Here is a 24,770-nt window from a genome sequence, read left to right as displayed (position 1 = left end):
GTAAGTATATTTCCGCTCGGCTGCGCAAGAATGCTGATATCCATCAGCTTCACGCTAACATTGCTCTGCAAAGCTATAGACCCCAGTTTGTCCAGCGTGAATTCTGCTGCCGTTGTTGATTTAGCGACGGGTGAAACTGCCGATGCTGCGTAAGCTCCGTATGTAATAAGCTGGCTTAGAACCGCTGTGCTGAGCAGTACTGCAGCATACGTCTTTCTTCGTTTGTACATGAATTTCCCTCCCTGAATAAAAGTCCTTACATTTTTCCACCACATACTGTTGATATACTTGTCACTTTCACCATATAAGTCCCCGTCAGGTTCACTTCGTTTCCTCATGTTAATAGAAGGTTTTTTAGATTATCTATATAGATTGAACTAAAGACGATACCCCATATTCATGAACTTCTTTAGAAATGATTGAAAAGGTGAGCGCAAACTTTAGTTCAATCTATCTACTTGAAGGGGATAATACCAAATCTTCATGGGATTGGGGTTTGTTTCTTATCATAAACAGTCTCAAGGCACCGCAACCAACCATTCCGCCGGAAGTGTTCAATATGAGGTCATCCACATCAAATGTGCCAATACACAAGAGTAGCTGTGTAACTTCGAAGCATAAGCTTAAAGAAAAGGAGAGAATGAACACATTCGCGAATGATGCGCCTCTTCGAGTGAATAGTTTAGGAATGAAGATACCCAGCGGAATAAAAGCCAGGATATTACCTATCAGGTTCGTAGATGAGAATGGATTCGAGATGGACATACTGTGAATCTCTCTTAAGATCTCCTTGAACAGCGTATAGTTGCCGGGTCGATCGAAAATACGATTAGGTTGGTGTAACGTCTGCTGAAGTTGATAAAGCAGAAAATGGGTGTCAACAGAACCCCACTTAAATAAGATCAGCTTGATTAATAAATACAGATATATAACAAACCCCGCTACCAAAACCATCTTCATCTTAGATGTAGTGTGTTTCACTAATTAACCTCCTTCGTTTTTTATGATTCACTTTTTCACAGTTACAATAACTCCATCTATATTGTTTCCTGATATCTCATATGGGCCGTTCTCCGGTACTTTAAGGATCGTCTTTTTGGAAACCGAATAATAACTAACGTTATATTCTTCACCCTCTACAACTGCCGAAATACTCTTCTTTTCCTTCAAGAAATCCAAATATTGCTCCAGCACGAGGTTACTTTCCTGCATGATGGCACTGTGAGGCAACCCAACATAACGAAAGTGCCACGGTTCATATTGAATACCTGTAATTTCGATTTTGTCTTTGGGATAACGTAGAATAAAACCGTATTTCCATGCGTTTTTTTTCAACCATTTCCCTTCATCCGCTTTACTCATCTTAGTCTGCGTAGATCCTACATCAAGGGATAATCCTAGGTTATGTTCGCTATAACCCGCTGGCAAAGCATAAGCCGAACCCATTTCCTCGTAAAGCTTATCTTGCTTTTCAAAATCTCTATAACCACTGCTAATCAAGAAACGATTAACTCCCTCTTTTCCAGCTACCTCGATCATCTTCTGAAATTCCTGCGCTACATGCTTTGATAGAAGGGTATTGTGATCTAGCAATACATATCCCTGTATCAAATCCTTTTGCTTAAATAAATTCACAATATCGGATTTCACACCTTCCTGTTGAACAGGATAATCCTTGTTAACCAACAATAAATCCCCTTGGTACACTTGATCCTGTGTAACAGTTTTGGAACCTTTTAAACTCATCCCCTGATTTTCATAATCTCCAAGGGTAATCTCACTTTTCTGCTGATAGTAAGCTGTTGTCTTCACAGCTACATACCCTAGCAACAACATCACACATATAAAAAAGCCCAACTTCTTCATCAACTATTCCCTCCTTAACACCTCATATAATCAGGATAGAGAAAACTAGTTAAAAAAAAGCAGGACAAATATAAAGTTTCTCTTAAATTATGGATTCTTGCGGCAGTTGAATCTCAAACAGTGTTCGCAACACATTACTCTCGACCGAAATCGTTCCATCATGCTGCTCCACAATATTCTTTGCAATGAACAGTCCAAGGCCTGTGCCACCTTCTTGATGCGTTCGTGCCCGATCACTCGTATAATACATATCGAAGATATGCGGCAATTCCTCTGGAGCGATATGCCCCCCGTAATTGACGACCTGAATTACAACATGTCCTGAATCAAGATTGCTATTGATATCTACATACAGTCCATCCTTCCCGTAACGAGTGGCATTGGTCAATAGATTCTCAAATACACGGACCAACAGTTCTCCATCGCCAGAAATATATAGGTTAGGTGCAATATTCAATCTGGAAATCAGGTTGTTTTTCTCGAAAACAGGATATAATTCCTCATTCAATTGCATCAGAAGCTCGCTGATGTCTATTCGCTTCTTTTCAACGGGCAGCATGCCATAGTTCATTCTAGTAATCTCGAATAATCCATCGATTAATTTTTCTAGACGTTGAGATTTGGTGAAGGCAATGGATATGAAATGTCTGTGTTGCTCCTCTGTCAAATGATCATCCTTAAGAATTAAATCTAAATATCCCAATACAGAAGTAAGTGGCGTGCGTAAATCATGAGCCAAATTTACGACCAACTGATCCTTACTGTTCTCTGCAAAATCCCCTCGTTCCACCGCCGCTTGCAGTTTTTCACTCGCGAGATTAATATCCTCCGCAATGGTTCTGAACTCATCATTCGAGGAAATATGTACATGATTCTTAAATTCACCATTGGCAAGATGACGAATCCCCTTGGAAATTTCATTAAAGTAGGTGACATACGGCTTCGTGAGCAAAAAGAAAAATAATATAGCTAGCGGAATAAAAATAATTAGAAAAAAATAAATATCCCCTATGTTATAAATGAAGCGACGATACTGGGCTAATCGATCTTCTACGTGAACACCGGCATAATAGAATTGAAGAATTCTATAGATCCCATACGTGGTCATACCGGACAGAAGCATACTTAACCCCAGCAGCAGAATCATTTTTGTCCGAAAACTTCGGATTCGCTTATTCATTGATTGTATACCCCACACCCCAAATGGTTTTGATGAATTTATTCTTGCTGATATCTTCTCCAAGCTTCTTCCGCAGGGTACGGATATGTACCATGACCGTATTGCCTCTGTCATAGTATGCTTCGCCCCACACCTGTTGGAAAATATTTTCCGCGCTAAAGATTTGCTTTGGATGACTTGCTAACAGATATAGGATGTCAAATTCCTTCGGCGTTAACACGATACCCTCGCCATATAAGGTAACGGTATGCTGATCAGGCGAAATCGTTAATCCACCGGCTTCCAGTACCCCTGTATTCACTGCTGTAGGTTGATTGAACACCTTGGAACGACGCAGTTGAGAATTCACACGAGCCACCAATTCCATAGGATTGAACGGTTTAGTCATATAGTCGTCTGCCCCCATCACCAGTCCTGTGATCTTATCAAGATCAGAGGTCTTGGCACTTAAAAAAATGATCGGCAGATGATTCTTTTCCCGAATTTGACGGGTGACCTCGTAACCATCCAGCTCAGGCATCATAATATCCAAAATGGCCAAATCTATCGATTGCGATTGAATAGCATGAATAGCTGCTTTCCCATCGGATGCTTTGACAATATGATATCCCTCTTTTTGTAAGTGCAAGGCAACCAGATCAGCGATCTCCACCTCATCATCTGCTATCAAAATCGTGATACGCCTCATTCCTTTTCCACTCCTAATAAGATGATTAGCAAGATATATTTTCCATGTTGATATATCGATTGAACTAAAGACGAACCCTCATATTCATGATTCTCTTTAGAAATGATTGAACTTGTGAGCGCAAACTTTAGTTCAATCTATATAGCTTTAAAAAGCAGCTCACAGGGAAGCTGCTTCAGTTGTATTGTTTCCTATTCGTTTAAATAGATTGTCACCTTGTTCTGGATCAGTTTGGCAACTTCCTCTGCGGACTTTTGTCCACTGAAGAAGAATACGGAATCTTCGGATATCATGCGAAGTACTTTAGCATCCGCGTCCTCGGATCGATACGTGCCATGAACTAAATGTTTGAACTGCGTAAATTCTTCATCCGATACCTTGGCCTTTTTGCCGTCCAAGAACTTGTATGTTCCGCTTTTAACTTGTTCCTGAATCTCGTTCAGTTTTTTATCGTCCACAGATGCTAGCAGGGAGAGACCTTCTCTCTCTTGCAGCGATTGTGCCTCGTCAGATAATAGGAAGGAAATGAACTTCCACGCTTCGTCCTTCACCGGAGAATTGGCCCGTATCGCGATTTGGGATAAAGGAAAGATCCGCGTTCCTTCTGATTTCCCTATATGCGGCTGTTGCAGCAGTACCGGATTTTCAAAGTGTGAATATAAGCCGCCGATAAAGTCTACCGACGTTACATTGACGTGAGAAAACAACTGATTGTCCGTTTTCGCTAGCTCCTCAGTCATGACTTTTTCATCAAACATTTTTTTGATATTCTGCATCAGTTCCACGAATTCGGGGGAGTCGAACTTTGCCTTTTTCGCCGTGAGGTCGACGAACTCCGCGTAATTGTCCGCGACCATGCCCGTGAGATGGCTATCCGCCGGGTAATACGCCAAGCCATAAAACTGTTTCTTGCCACCCTTCTCTGCCTGTTGAATGAGCTGCTTCGAGATATCCTCAAAGGTATTCCAGTTCCAGCTCTTGTCGTCAATCTTCACAGTGGAGTTCTTAATCACGTTCCCGTCTCCTACGAATAAACTCATCCCGAATCCGAGAGGCATGGCATACATACCGCCATTCACCTTCAATAGTTCCAATACGTTCATTTTCAAATCGCTTTTATTCAACGTTTTGTCTTGTTCCATGGAATCATCCATGTTCAGGAGAAGCTTTTTGCTCACGAAATCATCGATAGGCATGCGGCCGGTTATTTCGAAGATATCCGGACCCTTTCCTGATAGCAGCGCTGTATTCGTCGTTTTTGTGTATTTTTCATAATCATCTGTATTCTGAATTTGAAGATCAATGTCCGGATACTTTTCTTCAAACTTTTTCTCTGCTGTCTTAAGAAATTCGCTCGGTTGTTGGATAGACAAAGTAACGACTGTTTTCCCCTCTTTAATTACCTGTTTCTCTTTAATTACCTGTTTCTCCTTACTTGCCAATTCCTCACTACCTCCAGAACCGCATGCAGTCGTTGTCGTTATTAAAATACCAACACATATCATCCCTAGCCACTTTTTCATCGTATAAATTCCTCCTATAATTTTTATCGCATACATGCTTAACTATTCCATTCGAATACGGTTTCCGTCTTGTAAAGGCTCACTGCTTTCCAGAATAATCAGTTCTTCCTCATAGAGGCTATCCGATTGGATCATCGTTTCTTTGTCATTCGTTTCACTTGTATGAATGAGGACTTTACGGGCAACAAAGACATTCCCTAATGCCCCTCTCTGCTCTTCAATTTTATAAACAAACATGCCGCTACGGTCCTCATGAATAGCCTTATTGGAAATGAGCAATCCCTCTTGCCGTGAACCTTTCTCAAGTTTGATCTTTGCCTGCTCACCCCCTTTCAGTTCAGAGTTAACGACCTTTATGCGAAGAACCTTCTGAGGGATCGTTATGGTCTGGCCCCCCTCTTCACTAGATGAGCTCTCGATACGCGGTTGTTCATTCGCCACTTCCTCAATCGTGCCTTCGATCATACGGGCCTGTTGTTCTTGGACAGTATTTACCTCGACCTCGATCTTCTCTCCGATCGAAATCCCTAAGCTGGACAACACCTTTGAATCAGCAGATATGTCGAATCGATAACCTAGGCTGCTGTTCGAGACAAGAACATCCGGTTCTCCCGCTGATGTTAACCCTTCAACGGCATTCAATTTCGCTATAATACCATCGAAAGGAGCTGTAATATCTTGTTGGCTTGTCAGTTTATCTCTCATCTCATTAATTTTACGTTCCTGCGTATGTAGATTAAGTTTACCTGTCTCAATAGTACGTCTTGCATTCCGAATCTTGAGTTCGTCCCCTTCCATGCTCGACTGAATGAACTGATCTTGAATATTCTGCTGCTCGATTTGCTGTTTTTTTAAATTGGTTATTTCATCTTCCAATTCTCGTTCGGCAGATTTGCTGTCATAGATGATTAACTTCTGCCCCTTCTTCACACGATCTCCCTCTTTCACGAGAATCTTCTGGACCTTCCAGCCGGCAGCATTCGATAGTCTAGCTTCGGCGAGCGGTTGCAGTATTCCGCTACCTTCGATCGTAAATACAAGACTTCCAGCAGCCGGCTTTTCCGTTCTCACTTTCGGCAAGGTCAGCGACTGTAGCGTGTTGCTGAACAACGTAAAGAAGATTAACAATCCCATAAAAATAATGAACATGATCTGAATGTTTCGTTTGCGCCTACGATCAGCCGCCACTTTTTCTAACTCCATATCCCGTTCTTCTCCTCCTAAGAACTTTCCGTAGGAAAGTTTACTTCGTAAGCATTATCTGAACTTTCCGTAAGAAAGTTTACTTCGTAAGCTTTGTCTGAGTTTTGCCTAGGCAAAACTTGCTTCGTAAGCATCAGCTTCGCGAACATTACCCCTTGATGCCAGACAATTGAATGCCTTCAATGAAATACGACTCTGCATACAGAAACAACAGCACCATCGGAGACATGTAGAGCACCGATGCAGCGAAAGCGATCCCCTTCTCTTTATTGATCATGGATAAATAAACCGATAGCGGCTGCTTGAACGGATCGTCCAGAAAAATAAGCGGCTGCTCCACCATGTTCCAATAGTCGACAAACAATAAAATAACGAGTGCAGCCAGACCTGGCTTGATCATCGGGATGATAATGGTGCAGAATATCCGCAAATGTCCGGCTCCATCGATCTTGGCCGCTTCGATGTAGGCATATGGAATAGCCAGCATGAACTGCCTGAGCATAAACACACCGAAAGCTGCGAAAATCCCAGGTAATATAATCGCATTCGGACTATTCAACAGCCCAAGCTTATCCGCCATAATGTAATTCGGTACTAGCGTCACTTGGAATGGCATGAGCATCGTCAAGACATAGACGAGAAACAAGGGCTCCCGGCCGCGAAATTTCAGCTTGGAGAACGCGTACGCAGCCAGTGCTGCTACGATGGTCTGCCCTGCGATGATCGGCACCACCATGAATACCGAATTCCAGAACATCATCAGATATTTTGGGCTACCCACCAAAATCTTGTCATACTGCTCCAAGGACACTTTATCCGGCAGCAATTTTAAATTCACAAAAGGATTTGCTCTCCCTGCAACCGCTTCGTTCATCTGCCCTATGGGCCCATAATTGATGCCAATTTCTTGTTCTGTCATGATCGAATTTGTGAAAGTGATTACAATAGGGAATAATAACATGACCGCGATAGCGACCATGACGACCGTTAATGCAATTTTTTTCAATATTTTAGCAACTGGCACAACCCTTCTCTACCCCCTATTCCATGAACTGCCGATGCCGGCGTTCAATCGCAAACAATCCCATGACGATCAGAAAAATACAACCAAACATCAAGGTCGCAGCCGCAGTCAGCTTCTGAATGTCCAACGACATGAACATGTTGTTCATATAGTGCTGCATCATGTATATACTGTCATGCGGATAATCGCCTGCGATCAAATACGTTTCCCGAAATACTTTAAATGAGTTAATGATCGACATGATCACTACAAAGAACATCGTGGATGTTAGATAGACAAGTGTAATACTGCGAAACTGCCGCAAACGCCCTGCCCCTTCAATTTGGGCGGTTTCGTAATAATCCTTCGGGATTTGTTGCAGTCCCGCCAAGAATAATATGACGTTATAGCCGATGTTCTTCCATAAATACACGATAATGACTACATTTCGGGCTGCATCGGTCTTCATCCAATCCACACGTTCGGATCCGAAGTAGCTCAACCAGGCGTTCAGGGATCCGTTCCAATCGAACAGCATCTGCCAGATCAGAATAATCGAGGCGACTGGAACAACAAGTGGTAGTACAAATACAGTCCGCAGCCATTTCCGAAAATATATATTTTTATTCAACAGCATCGCCAAACCTAGTGACAGCACAAGCATAAGCGGAACACTAACCGCGCTAAAATAAAACGTATTGGATGCTGCCTGTCTGAAGGAATTACTCGCGAGCAGCTCGCGATAATTATCCAATCCCACAAATTGGCCGTCTACCGTACTGTCCATAAAAGAGTAGAACACTCCCATGGCAAACGGAATAAGATAGAACAGCGCAAATCCGACACCACTCGGCGCGAGAAACATCAATGCCGCTGAAGTATCTTTGCGGATCCATTTCTTCATTGTTGTCTTCATCATCCTTTCAATAATTACTGTTCAAGGGTACAGCGTTACAATGACTCCATCCATATTGTTGTCCGAAATCCCATAGTGGCGATTTATCTCCATTTGAGCAAATCCAATATCAAGGGATAAAACCTAAATCAGACTCGCTATAACCGTTTCACTTTCCGTTCAAAGACTTCATAACCCAGAAGCAAAAGTATAACAAGCAAAAAACCCATTTCTTCATCCTCAGCTTTCTCCTCCACTCATTTAGAATAAGGACAACTGTTTAAAAAGAAGTAGGGTAATTGTTAAATTTTTCTTAAATAATCACAATAATTTCCTGCTCACTATTTCTCCCTACTTGAAAATCAATAAAAGGTAGCTATGAAAAAAGACACTGAAGAATATAAGCTTCAGCGTCTTTACCAAAATATTATTTTAGACTTATAGCCCTAATTACTCATTACGAAACGATTGCAAATAGTTATGGATGTCTTCTTCGGGAGTCTGAAGCAAGTCAGCAAGCAGCGTTTGTATGGAATGTAGCATCTTAATTCTCTCATCGATCTCAAAGATCTTATTGCGTACTAATCCCTTTTACGTCTCCGGCTCCATCTCTTGACTGAGCACTTGCAGATCTTCTTGGATTTCCTTTAGCGAATAACCTAATGATTTGGCATCTTTGATGAATTTAATCTTCACTAGATAATTATCCGTATAAATACGATAGCCATTCGCTATCCGGTCTGGAACAGGCAGAATGCCACTATCCTCGTAGTAGCGGATGGTTGCCTTGCTTAACCCGGTTCGCTTTGCCAGTTCACCACGTGTCATTCCTTCCATGCCTATTCCCCCAGTCTTTTAACAGCTTTACTCAGATTGCATTTTCTTTTTCGTATATCCTCCGTCATGAAGAACCAGATTTGATAATAGATACAGCATAAAGGTTGAAGTGTACTGCAAGGTCAAGCATTAATTTTATTGGATCTTAACAACTGCTCAATATGATATTTGGGGAATTAGCTGTTTTCATTTCTCCACAAAACATATAGGATAGATAGAGTTTCATACATACAATTAATAACAAAGGGAAGTGAATTAGTTTGCCATTGATTCGACGTTTTTTCGCCTATTATCGTCCTTATAAAGGTCTCTTTATATTGGATTTCGCTTGTGCTGTTATTGCGGGGCTGCTAGAACTAGCATTTCCGCTAGCGATTAGTAGCTTTATTGATGACCTACTACCTAGCGGCAACTGGTCGCTTATCGTGTGGGCCTGTGTTGCACTGCTCGCCATCTATGCGCTTAATACCATTCTGAACTATGTTGTGACGTATTGGGGGCATATGCTAGGTATCAATATCGAAACAGATATGCGTCGCAAAATGTTTGGACATGTTCAAAAGCTCTCCTTCCGTTTCTTTGATAATCATAAGACGGGGCATCTAATGGGGAGAATCACGAATGATCTGAATGATATTGGTGAATTAGCTCATCACGGTCCTGAGGATGTATTCATTGCGATCATGACGTTGATCGGATCGTTCTCATTGATGGCCTACATCAATCTGGAGCTTGCCCTAATTACCTTTATCATCGTGCCATTCATGGCCTGGCTCGTTATCTTCTTCGGTAGAAAAATGACTGCAACCTATAGAAATCTGTTCGGAGAAGTAGGTAACTTCAATGCTCGCATTGAAGATAATGTAGGCGGAATTCGCGTAGTACAATCATTTGCTAACGAACGCCATGAAGAGCAACTATTCGCAGTGGATAATCAGAACTACCGTACAACGAAGCTCTTGGCTTATAAAACGATGGCTAAAAGTATTTCAATCAGTTACATGATGATGCGCCTGATTACGATATTTGTGATGGTCTGTGGGGCATGGTTCTTCATCCAAGGAAAGTTGGATCTAGGCGAATTCATGGCTTTCATCCTGTTATCGAATATCTTCTTCCGTCCTATTGAGAAGATTAATGCCGTAATCGAGAGTTATCCTAAGGGAATTGCCGGGTTTAAACGTTATTTGGAAATTATCGATACAGAACCTGATATCGCTGACAGCCCTGATGCGATTACCGTAGACCGTGTGAAAGGCAATATTCATTTCGACCATATCACCTTCGGTTATGACACTGGTAGACCTATCTTGAGTCAAATTGATCTGACGATTAAGACCGGAGAGACTATTGCATTTGTCGGTCCATCAGGTGCAGGCAAGACAACCATCTGTAGCCTACTGCCTCGATTCTATGATGTAGATGAAGGTAGCATTACGATTGACGGCATTGATATCCGAGATTTCAAGCTAGAATCATTGCGTAAGCATATCGGTATTGTTCAACAGGATGTATTTCTGTTCTCTGGTACGATTCGCGAAAATATCGCGTATGGTGATCTGCAGGCAACAGAAGAACAAATATGGGAAGCAGCTCGCAGAGCATCACTCGCGGAACTTATACGTAATCAACCGGATGGGTTGGATACGGTCATAGGCGAACGCGGAGTGAAGCTATCGGGCGGTCAGAAACAACGCTTATCTATCGCACGTATGTTTCTTAAGAACCCACCTATTCTTATCCTGGATGAGGCAACCTCTGCACTCGATACCGAGACAGAATCAGCTATCCAACAATCCCTTGCTGAACTGTCTGTCGGCCGTACGACATTGGTCATCGCCCATCGCTTATCTACCATCCGTCATGCGGATCGCATCGTGGTCGTTAATGAGCATGGCATAGCCGAACAAGGTAAGCATGATGAACTCCTTGCTACTGGTGGGATTTACAGCCGACTCAATCAATTGCAGCCTAACTAGAACCCATTCACATACAGTTGTAGTTAAGCCTCCATGTAGTGGATATTAGAACAAACCTAAAAAACGGACACCGATAATTCCTTCGGCGTCCGTTTTTTAGGTTTTGTAGCGCTCGTTCCTCTTTATAAAAGCTTTCGAAAGCCAAAGTAGTCAACACGGAGGTTGCTTCAATTGCTCGTAGTCGCTTAATTTCCCTTCGTAGATCAAATGCAGCCGGTCACTTTTCCGAAAATCATCTGGTGTTACGAGTGCTGGTAGCTTATTCCATATTTTGATGCCGGACCGTTCCAGGATTTCTGCGACGAATTGGGAACAAAAGTAAGAGTTGCTGAATTCCACGGGTTCTTTCAGCGCGATGCCAATAACGCCCAGAATGTTATATAGATACTTTTGGTGCTTCTGGATAAAGACCTGCAAGACGCGCTGCATCTTCTCCACTTCACGCTCAGATACTTTAATCTCATAGATTACACACGTCGTATTTGGATACTTACTATACGTGCCCGTCATAATATCTTCCTTCACGAATCCGCCGTTCAGAGGGTTATTCGGGTGTTTCCTCCCAAAGCTGTATAGCTCCGAAAGTTCACGGTTAAAGGAGATTGAGGCGTGATTGTAAGGTGCTTTCGTATAGGTTTGAATGACTCTCGTAAAAAGGGTACCTGTATTCGTAAGTAAAATAAAGACTGAGTGATCAGCTTCCATTCAGAAAATTTCCCCTTATCAATTGTGAGCGTTTCCTTCATAATAACATATGAACCCTCTAAGAGGTTGTTCAAAAAATTCATCTTTTGATCACGAAGTATACCAAGAATCTCAAGATAAGTTGGTGAACCATACTGGACAGCTCATTATTGACGTTAACTCTTATTTTTATCGCTTTATTGTTCATTCATTTGATGTATATTGTGATAAACAAAATACATCCTGAGAAAGATTACGCCACGATTGGTGTCCGCATCAAGACTTGGTGGGGCATGTTCTTCATCTTTTGCCTAGCCACCCTGTTCAATCCAATCGTCTCACTGCTATCCCTCATGGCGCTTACCTTCTTTGCGTTGAAAGAATATTTCTCCATGATCAAAACAAAAAAAGCCGACCGCCGACTCTTTCTGTGGGCGTATCTGGCAATCCCCGTACAATTCTATTGGATTTATACCGAGTGGTACGGCATGTTTATTGTCTTTATTCCACTCTATGTGTTCTTGTTCTTACCCATCCCACGATTGATCAACAAAGGTACGGTCGGTTTTCTACGGAGCGTCAGCTCCACTCAATGGGGACTTATGCTAATGGTTTTTGGGCTTAGTCACTTAGCCTATTTCCAATTTGCTACGCCGCAGTATGGCGCAGGACTTGTGATGTTTCTGGTGGTATTGACGCAACTTAATGATGTTGTGCACCATCTAGCATCAATCTACTTCGGTAAGCGCAAAATAGTCCCGACGGCTAATCCGAATCTGACTTGGGAAGGCTTCGCATGTGCGTTTCTCGTAACAGCAGGAGTGTCCTATCTGATCTCTCCCTACCTGACGCCGTTCAGTCCAACTTTCGGGCTCGTGTCCGGTATGCTGATCAGCTTAAGCGGATTCTTTGGAAGCTTAACTGTTTCCGTGCTAAAGCGAGATTTGTTAATCGGCGATGACGATAAGTTCGATGCTCTGAAAAAAAGCTACTTAAGCCGGGTTGATAGCTTGGCATACACTTCGCCAGTTTTTTTCCATATGATCCGTTATTTTTTCGATTTCATGTAACGAAAGGGCTAAAGTAAAGAGGGGGATTACGCTATATATGTCGAATTTCTTTATATTTATGATGATACGAATAAAAAATAAAACCACCTTAAAAAATATAACTATCATTCTATTATTCCTTAGCATTCTCCTCGGTCTGCGATGGGTTTGGTCCGAAATTTTTAATACTTCGGAACCACCTCGCGCTGTCAATGGTGTACTCGACCTGCGCGGTCGGGACTTAAATAATTCTCCCACCATCCCATTAAACGGCGGATGGAAGTTCTACCCTGATCAATTATTTTCTCATCAGGATGCACAGTTAGCGGAGAGTCAATCCCGTTATATTCAGGTTCCAGGAGACTGGAGTAGCGTGTTGACGAAAGAAGGGGACTCCGCGATTGGATACGGAACATATCAGTTACGAATTCTAGTCGATCCACTGGAGCGGCCTGTTTCATTTTGGTTGAGTGGGATACAAGCCTCTTCTTCCGTGGAAACAAATGGGCTAATTGAGGGCGATATCGGTAAACCTGCCACGAACGCTATGGAGTATAAGCCCAAGAATATCTCCTATACCGCTTCCTACTCTGTAGAAGGTACGAAAGAGATTGAGTTACTTATTCGAGTAGCTAACTTCGACGATCCTTATAACGGCGGTATCCTTCGCTCCATTCGCTTTGGTTCTCAGGCAGCGATCGACTACGTGCGTTTTTATTCCATCGGGTTTCAACTGGTTACCTTTATTGTTTTGCTGCTCCACACTTTGTATGCTTGTATTCTCTACTGGTTTAATCCTCATGAACGGACTTTGTTCCATGTCTGTATGTTAACACTAACTGCCGGAGTCTCCATTCTGGCCGGTAATGATAACATTCTCTTCCTATGGGTGCCGCTCAACTATACATGGGCGCTGAAGATCAGGCTGCTCTGTCTCCTTTGGCATTCCTTTTTTATTCTTCTTCTTTTCAGAGGATTCTCTTCGGCTCCTCCGAAGAGCGTATGGTTGCGAGCATTCACCGCGGCGCTCATTTCTTATTCAGGATTTCTGCTGACTGCGAGCGCTGCATGGGTGAATGGAACGGTTGCGCTGGGGGTGTTTTCCCTTTTCTATTTATTACCCTTTGTCTGGTTTGTTTATATCACAGGAACAATGATTTTCGGGAAACAAGCCGACAATGACGGCGTCTTCTTGCTGCTATCCGCAGCAGGCGTTATGTCTAGTCTTATCTGGAGCTTATGGAATTCCCACACTGCCGTTTACTATCCAATAGATATCATTGCAGCTATTATTGGTTTTTCTGCCTACTGGTTTAAAAAATACTTCCGAAATTCTATAGAAAACACCAAGCTAACCGAGCAGTTAAAATATGCAGACAAGCTAAAAGACCAATTTCTCGCTAATACTTCTCATGAACTGAGAACGCCGCTGCATGGCATTATGAATATCGCTCAGACCATCGTAACGAAAGAGAAAGAATCGTTGAATGAGAGCAGCCTAAAAGATATGGAACTGCTCATAACGATCAGTCGCCGCATGTCGCATATGCTTGGCGATCTTCTTGATGTCGCGCGTCTTAAGGAGCACCGCATCATACTGCAGCAAGAGCCCATACAGGTTCAATCAATCATTCCAGGCATAATCAGCATGCTCAAATTTATGATGGAAGGTAAACCTATCCATCTGAAAATAGATATTGCAGAATCGATGCCGCCGGTCATGGCCGATGAGAAAAGACTCGTGCAAATTTTGTATAACCTTTTGCATAATGCCCTCAAATACACAGAGGAAGGAACCATCTCCATTTCCACTGAAACGCAGAACGGACATGCCTTCATCCATGTCTCCGACACGGGGATCGGCATGAATGCGGAGACACAGGCGCGTGCATTTCTTCCCTATGAACAAGGGTCTCATGGAATAAGCGATGGAAGAGGCATCGGACTTGGATTAAGTATATGCAAGCAGTTGGTAGAATTGCATGGTGGTACATTGACCGTTCGCTCCGAACTGGGTAAGGGCAGCGTCTTTAGTTTTGATCTGCCATTAGCTAACGGGGCGAATCTCTCTTCAATGCAAAGCTCGCTTCAACTTCACCATATAACGGACGAATCGGAAGATCTGCCAGCTGGATTTATTTTTCCAGACACCTCAATCGGCGAATTGGCAACTTCCGTACTTATCCCGCCGCTTTTGAATGCCGGAAATATCCATATTCTTGCTGTTGATGACGACCCAGTCAACCTGAATGTACTTGTTGGAATTCTTTCGTCGGATCCGTATCACATCACAACAGCTCATTCAGCTCGCGAGGTGTTGGAATTGCTAGGCACAAGGCAGTGGGATCTCCTAATCGCCGATGTCATGATGCCGCACATGTCTGGATATGAGTTAACGCAGAGAGTAAGGGAACATTACTCCGTATCAGAGCTACCGGTTCTGCTACTGACCGCACGTAGTCAACCGGCTGATATCTACACTGGATTCTTGTCAGGAGCCAACGACTATGTGACTAAGCCTGTGGACGCGCTGGAACTCCAATACCGAATCAGGGCACTAACTACGCTGAAACAATCCATAAATGAACGCTTACGAATAGAAGCAGCATACCTTCAGGCACAAATTCATCCTCATTTTCTATTCAACACGCTTAATTCAATTATGGCGCTTAGTGATATAGACACGGTCGAGATGCGGAATCTAGGCGATGCCTTTGCATCCTTTTTACGGATCAGCTTTGATTTCCTCAATACAGGAGAACTGATCGAGCTTGCCCATGAACTGGAACTTGCCGAATCCTATTTGTATATTGAAAGGGTCCGTTTCGGGGACAGGCTATCTATCGTATGGGAAATTGAACCTAACATCAACTTGCTTCTTCCTCCGCTTTGCATACAGCCGCTGATTGAGAATGCTGTTAAGCATGGCCTTCTTAGTCAAAGCAAAGGAGGTACGGTTCATATTCGGATTTCTCACCAAGACAACTTCACGCTTATTGAAGTAAAAGATGATGGCAAAGGCATGGAACAAGAACAGGTTGTTCAACTGTTGAGTCCAACATTGAAGGGGAAAGGCGGAGTTGGGCTTTCCAATACGAATCGACGATTGACACAATTAAACGGTCAAGGCTTGTCTATTGTCAGTATGCCCAATGAAGGAACAACGGTTTCATTTGTCATTTCCGACTAACTATATGTGGCACATAAATTCGCATGAAGATCTAAATGTCCTAATCTTCCACTTACATTGTTTAAGGCTTCTGAATAAACAGTTGTGTCCAATACGTTCGATATTGACTTGTTGCTGTTCCTGCCACATACCCCACGCCAATATCCGTAAATCTTGGGTCTAGTATATTAGCTCTATGACCTGGACTATTCATCCACACTCTCGTCACTTCTTCTGGTGTTGTTTGACCCGCTGCAATATTTTCTCCATAAGCACGCCACTTAACCCCGATATGTATCTGGACATTTATATTGTCACTACTACTCTAATATCAGGGCACTTTTAGACAACGCGTAAATACAAAACTATAATAATAGCCTTTCTCAAGCCATAGGTTTGGGAGAGGCTATTGTCGTGATTGATAAGTAAAAGATGTATTGAACGCCCATAATCGCGTATCGTTGATACATTGATTTATTCTTGACTGCCTTACTACTTGCCTTCCATGCCGGCTTCCCACTTCGTTATTTCCTCACGAACTCTAGGTGCTACTTCAGTTCCTAGTAGCTCAATGGCTTTCATTACATCAGCATGCGGCATAGTGCCCACCGGTACATGCAGCATAAAGCGAGTAATGCCTACATTTTTACGGAGGTGAATGATCTTTTGGGCAACTGTCTCAGGATCACCAACATACAGTGCACCTTCAAAGCTACGCGCGGCATCGAAGCTAGATCGGTCATAGTGGCCCCAGCCTCGCTCCTTTCCGAGCACATTCATACATGCCTGAGTAGAAGGAAAAAAAGTATCTGCTGCTTGTTCTGTATTCTCTGCAATAAAGCCGTGCGAATGAGAGCCTACCGAAAGTCGCGATACTTCATGACCTGCATGTACTGCTGCCTTTTTATAGAGCTGCACGAGTGGTGCAAACTGTATCGGTTTTCCACCGATAATCGCCAGTACTAGTGGCAGTCCTAGCAGACCTGCACGGATTACAGATTCTTGATTGCCCCCACTACCAATCCATATCGGTAAAGGATTCTGAACCGGACGCGGATACACACCCAAGTTCTGGATCTCCGGCCGATGCCCACCTTTCCAGGTTACCTTTTCGGAATCCCGTATCTTAAGGAGTAATTCCAACTTCTCATCAAACAATTCATCATAGTCTTCCAAGTCATAACCAAACAGTGGAAAAGATTCAATAAAGGAACCCCTGCCAGCCATAATCTCCGCACGGCCATTTGAAATACCATCCAGCGTAGCGAAATCCTGAAACACGCGCACCGGATCAGCAGAAGAAAGCACCGTCACTGCGCTAGTCAGTCGGATTCGATTCGTTTGTGAAGCCGCCGCAGCCAACACCATTGCAGGGGAAGATGCCGCATAGTCTTTCCGATGATGCTCTCCCACCCCAAACACATCAAGCCCCACTTGATCGGCAAGGGTAATTTCCTCAACAACTTCACGCAACCGCTGTGCGTGACTCATCACTTCACCAGTCTTAACATCCGGTGTTGTTTCTACAAATGTACTAACACCTATCTCCACGGGTAATCCCTCCTTTTTTATAATTTTTCTCCAACGACAGCTATGAAAGCCAATAAAACTTAAGTTTAGATATCTTTATATTGAACTATTTTTTGGTTATTTTCAAATATGTATATTGAACTAAAGTTTATGCTCAGATTAATGCTGATGAATCTGCACATATGCGATTTTGGAATTTCAAGCGTCACTCCAACTATGGACTGCACCTCCAATAGTTAGTTGTGTCTAACAATTGGGGTGCAGTTCACTATAAAGTTAGCATCCATTACACCTTGTTCATGGCTTCTGAATAAACAGTTGCGTCCAATACGTTCGATATTGACTTGTATCTGTTCCTGCCACATACCCCACGCCAATATCAGTAAATCTTGGATCTAGTATATTAGCTCTATGACCTGGACTATTCATCCACACTCTCATCACTTCTTCTGGTGTTGTTTGTCCTGCTGCAATATTTTCTCCATATGCACGCCACTTAACCCCGAAACGATTCAACATTTCCTCCGGAGTACCATAGGTTGGAGACGTATGGCTGAAATAATTCTTATCTCTCATATCTCTTGATTTCAAGACTGCAAGATCTGTTAGCGTCGAATTAAGCGTTAAAGCGGCAATCCCTCTACTTGTTCGTTCTTCATTCACTAATCTAAATACCTGCATTTCATACGCATTCGCTTGTCTTATACGAATCCTAGTCATTTTCACCCTTTTTGTTATTCTGCTAGGATTACGATTAATTCCCCGTCTTGATGATATTCTTTTTCTCATCTTTTCAAACCTCCAACAATATATTTACGTACAACATATATATATTGTTAAAGAGTTAATCCTGCTTGTATCTTAATCTCTGATTCTACTATTCTTTTATCCCAATTATTTCTCTAGATAAGATTTACAACTTGAAATAACAGGAAGTAGTAAAATTTTAGATATGGTAGGGATATCCCATTACTGCAAAAGATCCAATCAAAATCAACATGTATAACAGAAAAAGCCTTGTGCGAATAGACATTGTTGAGAGCATTTCTGACAAACGATTCATAGTTTGTTGTTCTTCTTTCACACCCATTATCCCACTTCAAGTCAATAAGTCATACACACTTCACTATGGTTACTGGACCTATAAAATAAGTGATAAAATGAATATATAGGTTGTGATACCTCATAGATAAAGCATCAGATTGTTTAATCCACAGTGAACAAAAGTCCTAACAATAAAGGGGAAAAATCTGCAATGGTAGCAAATATAGAATGGAAAAATGGCGCACTCGGGCATACCTTTGTAGCTTCGTTTAGCGGAGGAAAGGATAGTGTCTTATCTCTATATAAAGCAATGAAAATGGGAACGCCCGTTGGATTGATCGTGATGATGGAGGAAGAAGGGAAGCGTTCTAGATCCCATGGAATGCCCCCAGAACTTATTCGTGCCCAAACCGAATCTATAGGTCTACCCATATATACTGCCGCTTCAAGTTGGACAGATTATGAAGACGTGTTTATGGGACTCTTGGAACATGCTAAGAATCAAGGAGCAGAAGTGTTAGTAACTGGTGACTTGGATATGCCTGCTCATGGTTGTTGGCATGACAAGGTAACAAGAAATGCTGGATTAAAGCTTGCGATGCCTTTATGGGAAATGGATCATAAAGAAGCGGTTGAAGAGTTTATCAATCTTGGATTTAAGACGATCGTAGTAACAGTGAATTTATCCTTAGGCATGCGAGAAGACGATTTAGGGCGAACGTTAACCCATGAATACGTAAAGGAGCTCGAAGCTCGTGGTATTGACCCATGTGGAGAAGGTGGAGAGTTCCATACCACAGTCATAGATGGACCCATTTTCAAAAATCCTATTCCTGTTCGTAAATGTATGATTGTAAAAGATGGAGATTATGCTTTTTTACCATTGAAACTAGAACAGATGGGCTTTAAGCATGGAGAATATTAAATGACCCAAGGAGAGAAATGCATCTCTATGGTAACCAATTAATTTATTTACCAGACAATCTCGGAGCATTGGAAGAAATCCGAATTCTGGATTTAAGTGATAATAAATTAATAGAGCTTCCTATATCCATCGGTAGACTAAAAAAGTTGAGACGGCTAAACCTTAGAACAAATAAAATAACTGAACTCCCCGAAGAAATCGGTGACTTAGATAACCTCATTGAACTGGATTTGAGAGAGAATAATATACGGGAAATTCCGGATGCCATTCTAACCTTGAACAATTGGAGAAGCTCGATTTGAGATGGAATCATAACTTGAGAATAACGAAAACGTTAGCGTTATTAGAGAACAAAGGATGTATTGTTTATACATAAATCCTTTGTTCATAGCATCTTAACGGATAGCTAAATTCCTGAAATAATCTATCTTACTATCCACAAATCCCTGATCAAAGTCCGCTTCTCCAATAAGCTCGGATTCACTGAAACATAAACCAAAGAGCCAAAGCTGTCTAAGTGCAACAAATACAGGTACGATGTTAATATCATTATCACTGATAAATCTTATGTCCCTGTATCCCTTTAGAAATGCATCCCATAGCTTCTCAACTTCGTCCTTATTGTGCCCACTATGTATTTCTCTTGCTAATCTAAATTCTGCAATATCATACGCTCTCCATCCATAGCCGCAACTATCAAAGTCATAATGTGTCAGTATCCCATCGTCTGTAAAGGCTACATTGGTATTACCATGTAAATCACCATGACATATTCCCCAATCTAATCCTTCTTCCAGATGGTTTACAATCTGTGCCTTTAATCGCATAGCAAGGTCATGCAGACAATCATAATCCTCTTGGCGATGTTCCATATGTGATTTGATAGTGTATAGCGGTTTCTCAATCAGATTCTTGAAATCAAGATTGCCTCTTACATGTTCACTACTAAAATTGTCAGTCTCTTTGTGAATTTGTGCAACGGCTTGTCCAAACAAATAACTATCTTCTATCGTATGAATAGGCTTTTCATCACCTTCAGCATAACTAAACATAACCCCATATTTCACACCTTCTACGACCCGAAAGTCATTGATAAACGCCCCGTCTTTTCGGCTAATGGGTACTGAAACGTTTACACCTTTCACATGGAGACCATTCAATACATCTAATTCAAATGCAATCTCTGAATGATTTCTCCTATCCGCACGATATACTCTAAAAATATATTTCCCTTGCCCAGTTGTTAATACATAAGTGTCATTCATACCCCTTAGGAAATACTGAAGACTTACGGGTTCGTGGACCTCATAATGAGCTTTAATATGCGATAATAACGCTTCTTGTGATAAGAGTGAGTATGCCACGGGAAATAGACTCAATTGTACCCCATCCTTTTTTATGATTAGTACATAATATCGTACCATATATTGTAATTTTATAGGATTGTTATTGTTGATACGGTTCATTACAGGTCTGAAACGTTACATTATATAAGCAACTTGTCTTTTACCAATTTTACCCTTAGCATGAAGTAGGGAACATTATTTTAAAAGGAGGAACGTTAAATGTCACACATAACAGAGCAAATAAATGCCTATTTAGAACCTTTAGCCCAAGACCAGAAATTCTCCGGATCTATCTTAGCTTCAGTTCATGGAGAGATTGTCTATTCCAATGCATTTGGGAAAGCAAATATTGAGCTTGCTGTAGATAACACGACTAAGACTAAGTTCCGTATTGCTTCTCTTACCAAAGCATTTACTGGAGTGTGTATTCTACAATTGGTTGAACGGGGGCAATTACATCTCGAAGATCCCCTAAGTAAATACTATCCCAATTATCCAAATGGCGATCACATCACAATCCATCACTTATTGACACATACCTCGGGTATCGCCAACTACACAGATGATCCTCACATGCTCGAATGGGCCGTACACTCTTCAACACCAGAGAAAATAATAGAACGTTTCTCACAGAAAGAATTAGATTTCTCACCTGGTGAACAATACAAATACTCCAATTCCGGTTATATTCTTCTGGGTGCCATCTTAGAGCAAATTACAGAGCAATCCTATGAACAATACTTACACGAACAAATTTTTGAACCTCTTGGGATGAAGGATTCTAGATTAGACCGTCCAGATTACATATTAGATTTACGTGCAGCAGGATATCACTTTAGCGAGGAAGGAACACTCTTAAATGCCCCCTTCTTCAATTCCACCAATGCCTACTCTGCAGGAGCTATTATTTCCACAGTAGAAGATCTGCATATTTGGGATCAAGCTCTTTATACGGAACAATTGCTAGGGAAATCATCTATCGATCAAATGTTCACCCCTGTCAAAGGGGAGCAAGATTATCATTATGGCTACGGCTGGGTAATTCAAGAGACCCCTTATGGTAAGCTCGTTAGTCACATCGGTGGTATTCCTGGATTTGCTTCCATTCTCCTAAGGTTTATAGATAGTGGAGTTTGTGTACATATGCTCAGTAATATCGCTCAGGATGTCAGTGAAATCGGGAAGAAAATAGCTGAAATCATTCAAGAAAGTCCAGTCAAAAATATCGGCTAACGGATGTTACACCTGTACATATAACTCATCACCCTGACCTCTCGAGGTCGGGGTGATGTTATTTATATCTTGTACATCAAGTTGCGTACAAAAAATCCGTATACTACAATAAAATGATACTGATTTCCTTATATAATCGGATAACAAGGAGTAGATGTCCGGTATGAATCACATAGCTGAGAAAGGGCTGTCCATCAACTCGAAGCAGCCTTTAATACTTATCGTTGAAGATGAACCTCGGATGAGGGAACTGATTGCAGATTATTTAGAAGAAAAGGACTTTGAAATCATACAAGCAGCAAATGGTTACGAAGCGCTTGAACATGTGCGTCGTACGCCTCCCGATCTGGTCATCCTTGATATTATGATGCCAGGCATTGATGGGTTCGAAGTGTGCAAACATCTTCGCAGTCATTCCCAGACGATTATTGTGATGTTGACGGCCAGATCAGAGGAAGAAGATAAATTATATGGCTACGAATTGGGAGCAGACGATTATGTCACGAAACCATTTAGCCCCAAAATATTGATCGCCAAAATTAAAGCATTATTAAGTCGTTGGAACCCTCACGATGTGCCTGCAAAGCTAATGAATCATAGGGATTTAGACATTAACGAACAAGCCCATGAGGTCCATCTTTATGGGGAACGACTCGAATTATCGCCCAAAGAATATGACTTGTTGCTGTTGTTCTCCCAACACCCAAATCACGTATTAACAAGGGACACTCTTCTGAATCGCATATGGGGAATGGACTATTTCGGAGATGCCCGCACCGTAGATACGCAAATCAAACGTCTTCGCAAGAAACTGGGAGACAGGTCTGACTGCATCCAAACCGTACGTAACATTGGTTACAAATTTCAAGATAAACCATGAGGTTAATGATGAAAAGAGAACGGTTATATTTCAAAATATTCTGGGTTACCTTGATCGGGTTGGTGTTATTTACAATTCTGTGGATGGTTCTCCAAACCAAATTTTTCGGCACTTTCTATGTGCATCAGAAATCCAATGAATTATCGCAACAGTTGGAGAAGATTTATCATAAATATGCCGATGGCGTGTATGAACTAAATGATAAGCCAGCAGAGATCGTTGACTTCGAACAACGTTTCTACGGCTTAACAGCCACGTTGTACAAGGAAGGAACTAATATCAACGTGTATGTCGGGGGATATAATACCGTACCCGCTACTCCGATGTCACCATCGCCTTCAATAATGCAACCAAATTACGATATTACTATTCACTCAGATTCAAGACCGACCACCAACACGCCATTGGATGATAAGAACATAGAGATGCTACCTCTCCAGCCGGCCTCCTATCTGAACCCCTATAGCGAGAGGCTACCAGGTGCCTTAAGCATTTGGTTGCAAGATGCCAAGCGGTTTAGCACGCTATCCGAAACAGGCAAGGTAACGGTTACGAAAATATCAGATTTCGATGCTGACAACGAGAACATGCTGATCGCCGCAGTGAAGATGCCGAACACAGTGAACCCTCAGGGTGGAGATGCTTATCTGATTGCGCTAGCTACACTCCAACCCATCGGTGATGCCGTTCAAGTCATGAGCCGATTTTATATGTATTTTTACGTACTGGCTGCATTTCCTATTCTACTCTTTGCTTATTTCCTTTCACGTACCATCACATTACCGCTTATTCAATTGAACAAAGTCGCTAAGCGATTGACTAAGCTTGATTTCACCGCAGTTATACGAATGAACCGCAAAGATGAAATCGGCCAACTTGCAGATACGATGAACAGCCTCGCCCACAATTTGCAGCAAACGATGGCTGATTTGCAAGAAGCCAACACTAAATTGCAGGCCGATATTGAGAAAGAAAAGCAGCTTGAACGACTGCGCAAGCAATTTGTAGCCAGTGTGTCTCATGAGTTGCAGACTCCCGTCAGTCTTATCCAAGGCTATGCGGAAGCGCTCAAAGACAATGTAGCCCACGGATTGAAGCGAGACAAATATGCGGGCGTAATTATTGAGGAATCGGAGAGAATGGCTCGTCTTGTGGCCGATCTACTGGACTTATCCCAATTAGAGAGCGGTCGGTTTGCACTTCATTGGTCAAAAGTTCCGCTTCAAGAAACGATCCGCTCTGTATTCATCAAATTGGATCCGCTCTTGAAAGAGAAATCCATCCGTCCCCAATGGGTTGGGCTTGATACGGAAGAATTGTGGGTAGAATCGGACCGACAGCGGTTGGAACAAGTGCTAATCAACCTTCTCAGCAACGCAATACGCCATACACCTGTTCAAGGACGTCTGGAAATACGGTTGATACCCGAACACTCGTCAGTATGGTTAGAAATCACGAATGAGGGCTTGCCAATTCCAGAAGGGGATCTGCCTTATATTTGGGATACCTTCTACAGAGCAGATCGCTCAGGTAGCCGTGAACTTGGAGGGACGGGCATTGGATTATCGATTGTAAAAGCTATTTTACAACGACATGGAAGCCAGTACGGCGTGCGAAATGAGGAAGATGGCGTAACCTTTTACTTCACCCTTCCTCTTCAGCGCACAACTTAATGAATACAATATAAACATAAATAAAAACAGTCTAAACCCCTTCCATACAGAGGTTTAGACTGT

General features: G+C 42.2%; 22 protein-coding genes and 1 pseudogene. 8 read left to right on the top strand and 15 right to left on the bottom strand.

Annotated elements, in window-relative coordinates; all coding sequences use genetic code 11:
* From BW961_RS22905 to BW961_RS31775, 10 genes and pseudogenes are all read right to left on the bottom strand, one after another.
* A partial coding sequence (locus BW961_RS22905; protein ID WP_139331719.1) for a hypothetical protein occupies window positions 1-230 on the bottom strand: 230 nt, incomplete at its 3' end.
* Between the two features lie 220 nt (window positions 231-450).
* Window positions 451-981: a VanZ family protein gene (locus tag BW961_RS22900; RefSeq protein WP_082867601.1), complete on the bottom strand. Its 531-nt coding sequence runs from the start codon at window positions 979-981 to the stop codon at window positions 451-453.
* A 230-nt stretch (window positions 982-1,211) separates the two neighbouring features.
* Window positions 1,212-1,539: pseudogene (locus BW961_RS31995) on the bottom strand (M15 family metallopeptidase); the annotation flags it as partial.
* Window positions 1,540-1,948: 409 nt separating this feature from the next.
* Window positions 1,949-3,046 (bottom strand): sensor histidine kinase, encoded by a 1,098-nt coding sequence (locus tag BW961_RS22890; RefSeq protein WP_068589093.1) that lies wholly within the window; start codon window positions 3,044-3,046, stop codon window positions 1,949-1,951.
* Window positions 3,039-3,734, bottom strand: coding sequence for a response regulator transcription factor (locus tag BW961_RS22885; RefSeq protein WP_068589095.1), 696 nt, complete (start codon window positions 3,732-3,734; stop codon window positions 3,039-3,041). The genes BW961_RS22890 and BW961_RS22885 overlap by 8 nt, the downstream gene beginning before the upstream one ends.
* A gap of 191 nt (window positions 3,735-3,925) precedes the next feature.
* The gene (locus tag BW961_RS22880) at window positions 3,926-5,257 is read right to left on the bottom strand and encodes an ABC transporter substrate-binding protein (protein ID WP_068589097.1); all 1,332 of its coding nucleotides are present in this window, start codon (window positions 5,255-5,257) and stop codon (window positions 3,926-3,928) included.
* 42 nt (window positions 5,258-5,299) lie between these two features.
* Window positions 5,300-6,460 (bottom strand): efflux RND transporter periplasmic adaptor subunit, encoded by a 1,161-nt coding sequence (locus BW961_RS22875; protein ID WP_068589100.1) that lies wholly within the window; start codon window positions 6,458-6,460, stop codon window positions 5,300-5,302.
* A 148-nt stretch (window positions 6,461-6,608) separates the two neighbouring features.
* Window positions 6,609-7,484 carry a carbohydrate ABC transporter permease gene (locus BW961_RS22870; protein ID WP_068589103.1) on the bottom strand — a complete coding sequence of 292 codons (876 nt, stop codon included), beginning with the start codon at window positions 7,482-7,484 and terminating at the stop codon, window positions 6,609-6,611.
* Window positions 7,485-7,500: 16 nt separating this feature from the next.
* Window positions 7,501-8,367, bottom strand: coding sequence for a carbohydrate ABC transporter permease (locus BW961_RS22865; RefSeq protein ID WP_068589106.1), 867 nt, complete (start codon window positions 8,365-8,367; stop codon window positions 7,501-7,503).
* Window positions 8,368-8,949: 582 nt separating this feature from the next.
* Window positions 8,950-9,195: a MerR family transcriptional regulator gene (locus BW961_RS31775; protein ID WP_326112578.1), complete on the bottom strand. Its 246-nt coding sequence runs from the start codon at window positions 9,193-9,195 to the stop codon at window positions 8,950-8,952.
* 266 nt (window positions 9,196-9,461) lie between these two features.
* Between BW961_RS31775 and BW961_RS22855 the strand changes: the two genes are divergently transcribed.
* Window positions 9,462-11,174 (top strand): ABC transporter ATP-binding protein, encoded by a 1,713-nt coding sequence (locus BW961_RS22855; RefSeq protein WP_068589436.1) that lies wholly within the window; start codon window positions 9,462-9,464, stop codon window positions 11,172-11,174.
* A gap of 150 nt (window positions 11,175-11,324) precedes the next feature.
* On the opposite strand, the gene BW961_RS22850 is transcribed toward BW961_RS22855, so the two are convergent.
* Entirely contained in the window at window positions 11,325-11,879 is a 555-nt protein-coding gene (locus BW961_RS22850; RefSeq protein WP_068589109.1) for a hypothetical protein, read from the bottom strand.
* Window positions 11,880-12,013: 134 nt separating this feature from the next.
* Between BW961_RS22850 and BW961_RS22845 the strand changes: the two genes are divergently transcribed.
* Window positions 12,014-12,928: a phosphatidate cytidylyltransferase gene (locus BW961_RS22845; protein WP_068589111.1), complete on the top strand. Its 915-nt coding sequence runs from the start codon at window positions 12,014-12,016 to the stop codon at window positions 12,926-12,928.
* A gap of 37 nt (window positions 12,929-12,965) precedes the next feature.
* Window positions 12,966-16,097 carry a hybrid sensor histidine kinase/response regulator gene (locus tag BW961_RS22840; RefSeq protein ID WP_068589114.1) on the top strand — a complete coding sequence of 1,044 codons (3,132 nt, stop codon included), beginning with the start codon at window positions 12,966-12,968 and terminating at the stop codon, window positions 16,095-16,097.
* Window positions 16,098-16,158: 61 nt separating this feature from the next.
* On the opposite strand, the gene BW961_RS22835 is transcribed toward BW961_RS22840, so the two are convergent.
* The 3 genes from BW961_RS22835 to BW961_RS22825 form a co-directional block, all read right to left on the bottom strand.
* Window positions 16,159-16,368, bottom strand: coding sequence for a CAP domain-containing protein (locus tag BW961_RS22835; RefSeq protein WP_342190492.1), 210 nt, complete (start codon window positions 16,366-16,368; stop codon window positions 16,159-16,161).
* Between the two features lie 200 nt (window positions 16,369-16,568).
* Window positions 16,569-17,627: an LLM class flavin-dependent oxidoreductase gene (locus BW961_RS22830; protein WP_068589117.1), complete on the bottom strand. Its 1,059-nt coding sequence runs from the start codon at window positions 17,625-17,627 to the stop codon at window positions 16,569-16,571.
* Between the two features lie 276 nt (window positions 17,628-17,903).
* A complete protein-coding gene (locus BW961_RS22825; RefSeq protein ID WP_068589120.1) occupies window positions 17,904-18,395 on the bottom strand; it encodes a CAP domain-containing protein in 492 nt (163 codons plus the stop codon).
* 466 nt (window positions 18,396-18,861) lie between these two features.
* On the opposite strand from BW961_RS22825, the gene BW961_RS22820 reads away from it, so the two are divergent.
* Together BW961_RS22820 and BW961_RS22815 are read left to right on the top strand one after the other, a co-directional pair.
* Window positions 18,862-19,575, top strand: a complete 714-nt coding sequence (locus BW961_RS22820; RefSeq protein ID WP_068589122.1) for a Dph6-related ATP pyrophosphatase — start codon at window positions 18,862-18,864, stop codon at window positions 19,573-19,575.
* A 17-nt stretch (window positions 19,576-19,592) separates the two neighbouring features.
* Complete coding sequence (locus tag BW961_RS22815) at window positions 19,593-19,877, top strand: leucine-rich repeat domain-containing protein (RefSeq protein ID WP_068589125.1); 285 nt, start codon at window positions 19,593-19,595, stop codon at window positions 19,875-19,877.
* Between the two features lie 93 nt (window positions 19,878-19,970).
* Here BW961_RS22815 and BW961_RS22810 read toward each other — a convergent pair whose 3' ends face one another.
* On the bottom strand, window positions 19,971-20,954 hold the full coding sequence (locus tag BW961_RS22810; RefSeq protein ID WP_068589127.1) for a phosphotransferase: 984 nt from the start codon (window positions 20,952-20,954) through the stop codon (window positions 19,971-19,973).
* Window positions 20,955-21,140: 186 nt separating this feature from the next.
* Between BW961_RS22810 and BW961_RS22805 the strand changes: the two genes are divergently transcribed.
* The 3 genes from BW961_RS22805 (at window position 21,141) to BW961_RS22795 (ending at window position 24,707) form a co-directional block, all read left to right on the top strand.
* Window positions 21,141-22,154 carry a serine hydrolase domain-containing protein gene (locus tag BW961_RS22805; protein ID WP_068589131.1) on the top strand — a complete coding sequence of 338 codons (1,014 nt, stop codon included), beginning with the start codon at window positions 21,141-21,143 and terminating at the stop codon, window positions 22,152-22,154.
* Window positions 22,155-22,317: 163 nt separating this feature from the next.
* Window positions 22,318-23,034: a response regulator transcription factor gene (locus tag BW961_RS22800; protein ID WP_068589134.1), complete on the top strand. Its 717-nt coding sequence runs from the start codon at window positions 22,318-22,320 to the stop codon at window positions 23,032-23,034.
* Window positions 23,035-23,039: 5 nt separating this feature from the next.
* Window positions 23,040-24,707 carry a sensor histidine kinase gene (locus tag BW961_RS22795; RefSeq protein ID WP_169810331.1) on the top strand — a complete coding sequence of 556 codons (1,668 nt, stop codon included), beginning with the start codon at window positions 23,040-23,042 and terminating at the stop codon, window positions 24,705-24,707.
* Window positions 24,708-24,770: the final 63 nt, after the last annotated feature.

The organism is Paenibacillus macquariensis (genome assembly GCF_900156375.1).
GTDB lineage: Bacteria > Bacillota > Bacilli > Paenibacillales > Paenibacillaceae > Paenibacillus_AQ > Paenibacillus_AQ macquariensis.
Note: the sequence above shows the minus strand (reverse complement) of the source record. Positions and strands in the feature narration are given on the sequence as shown.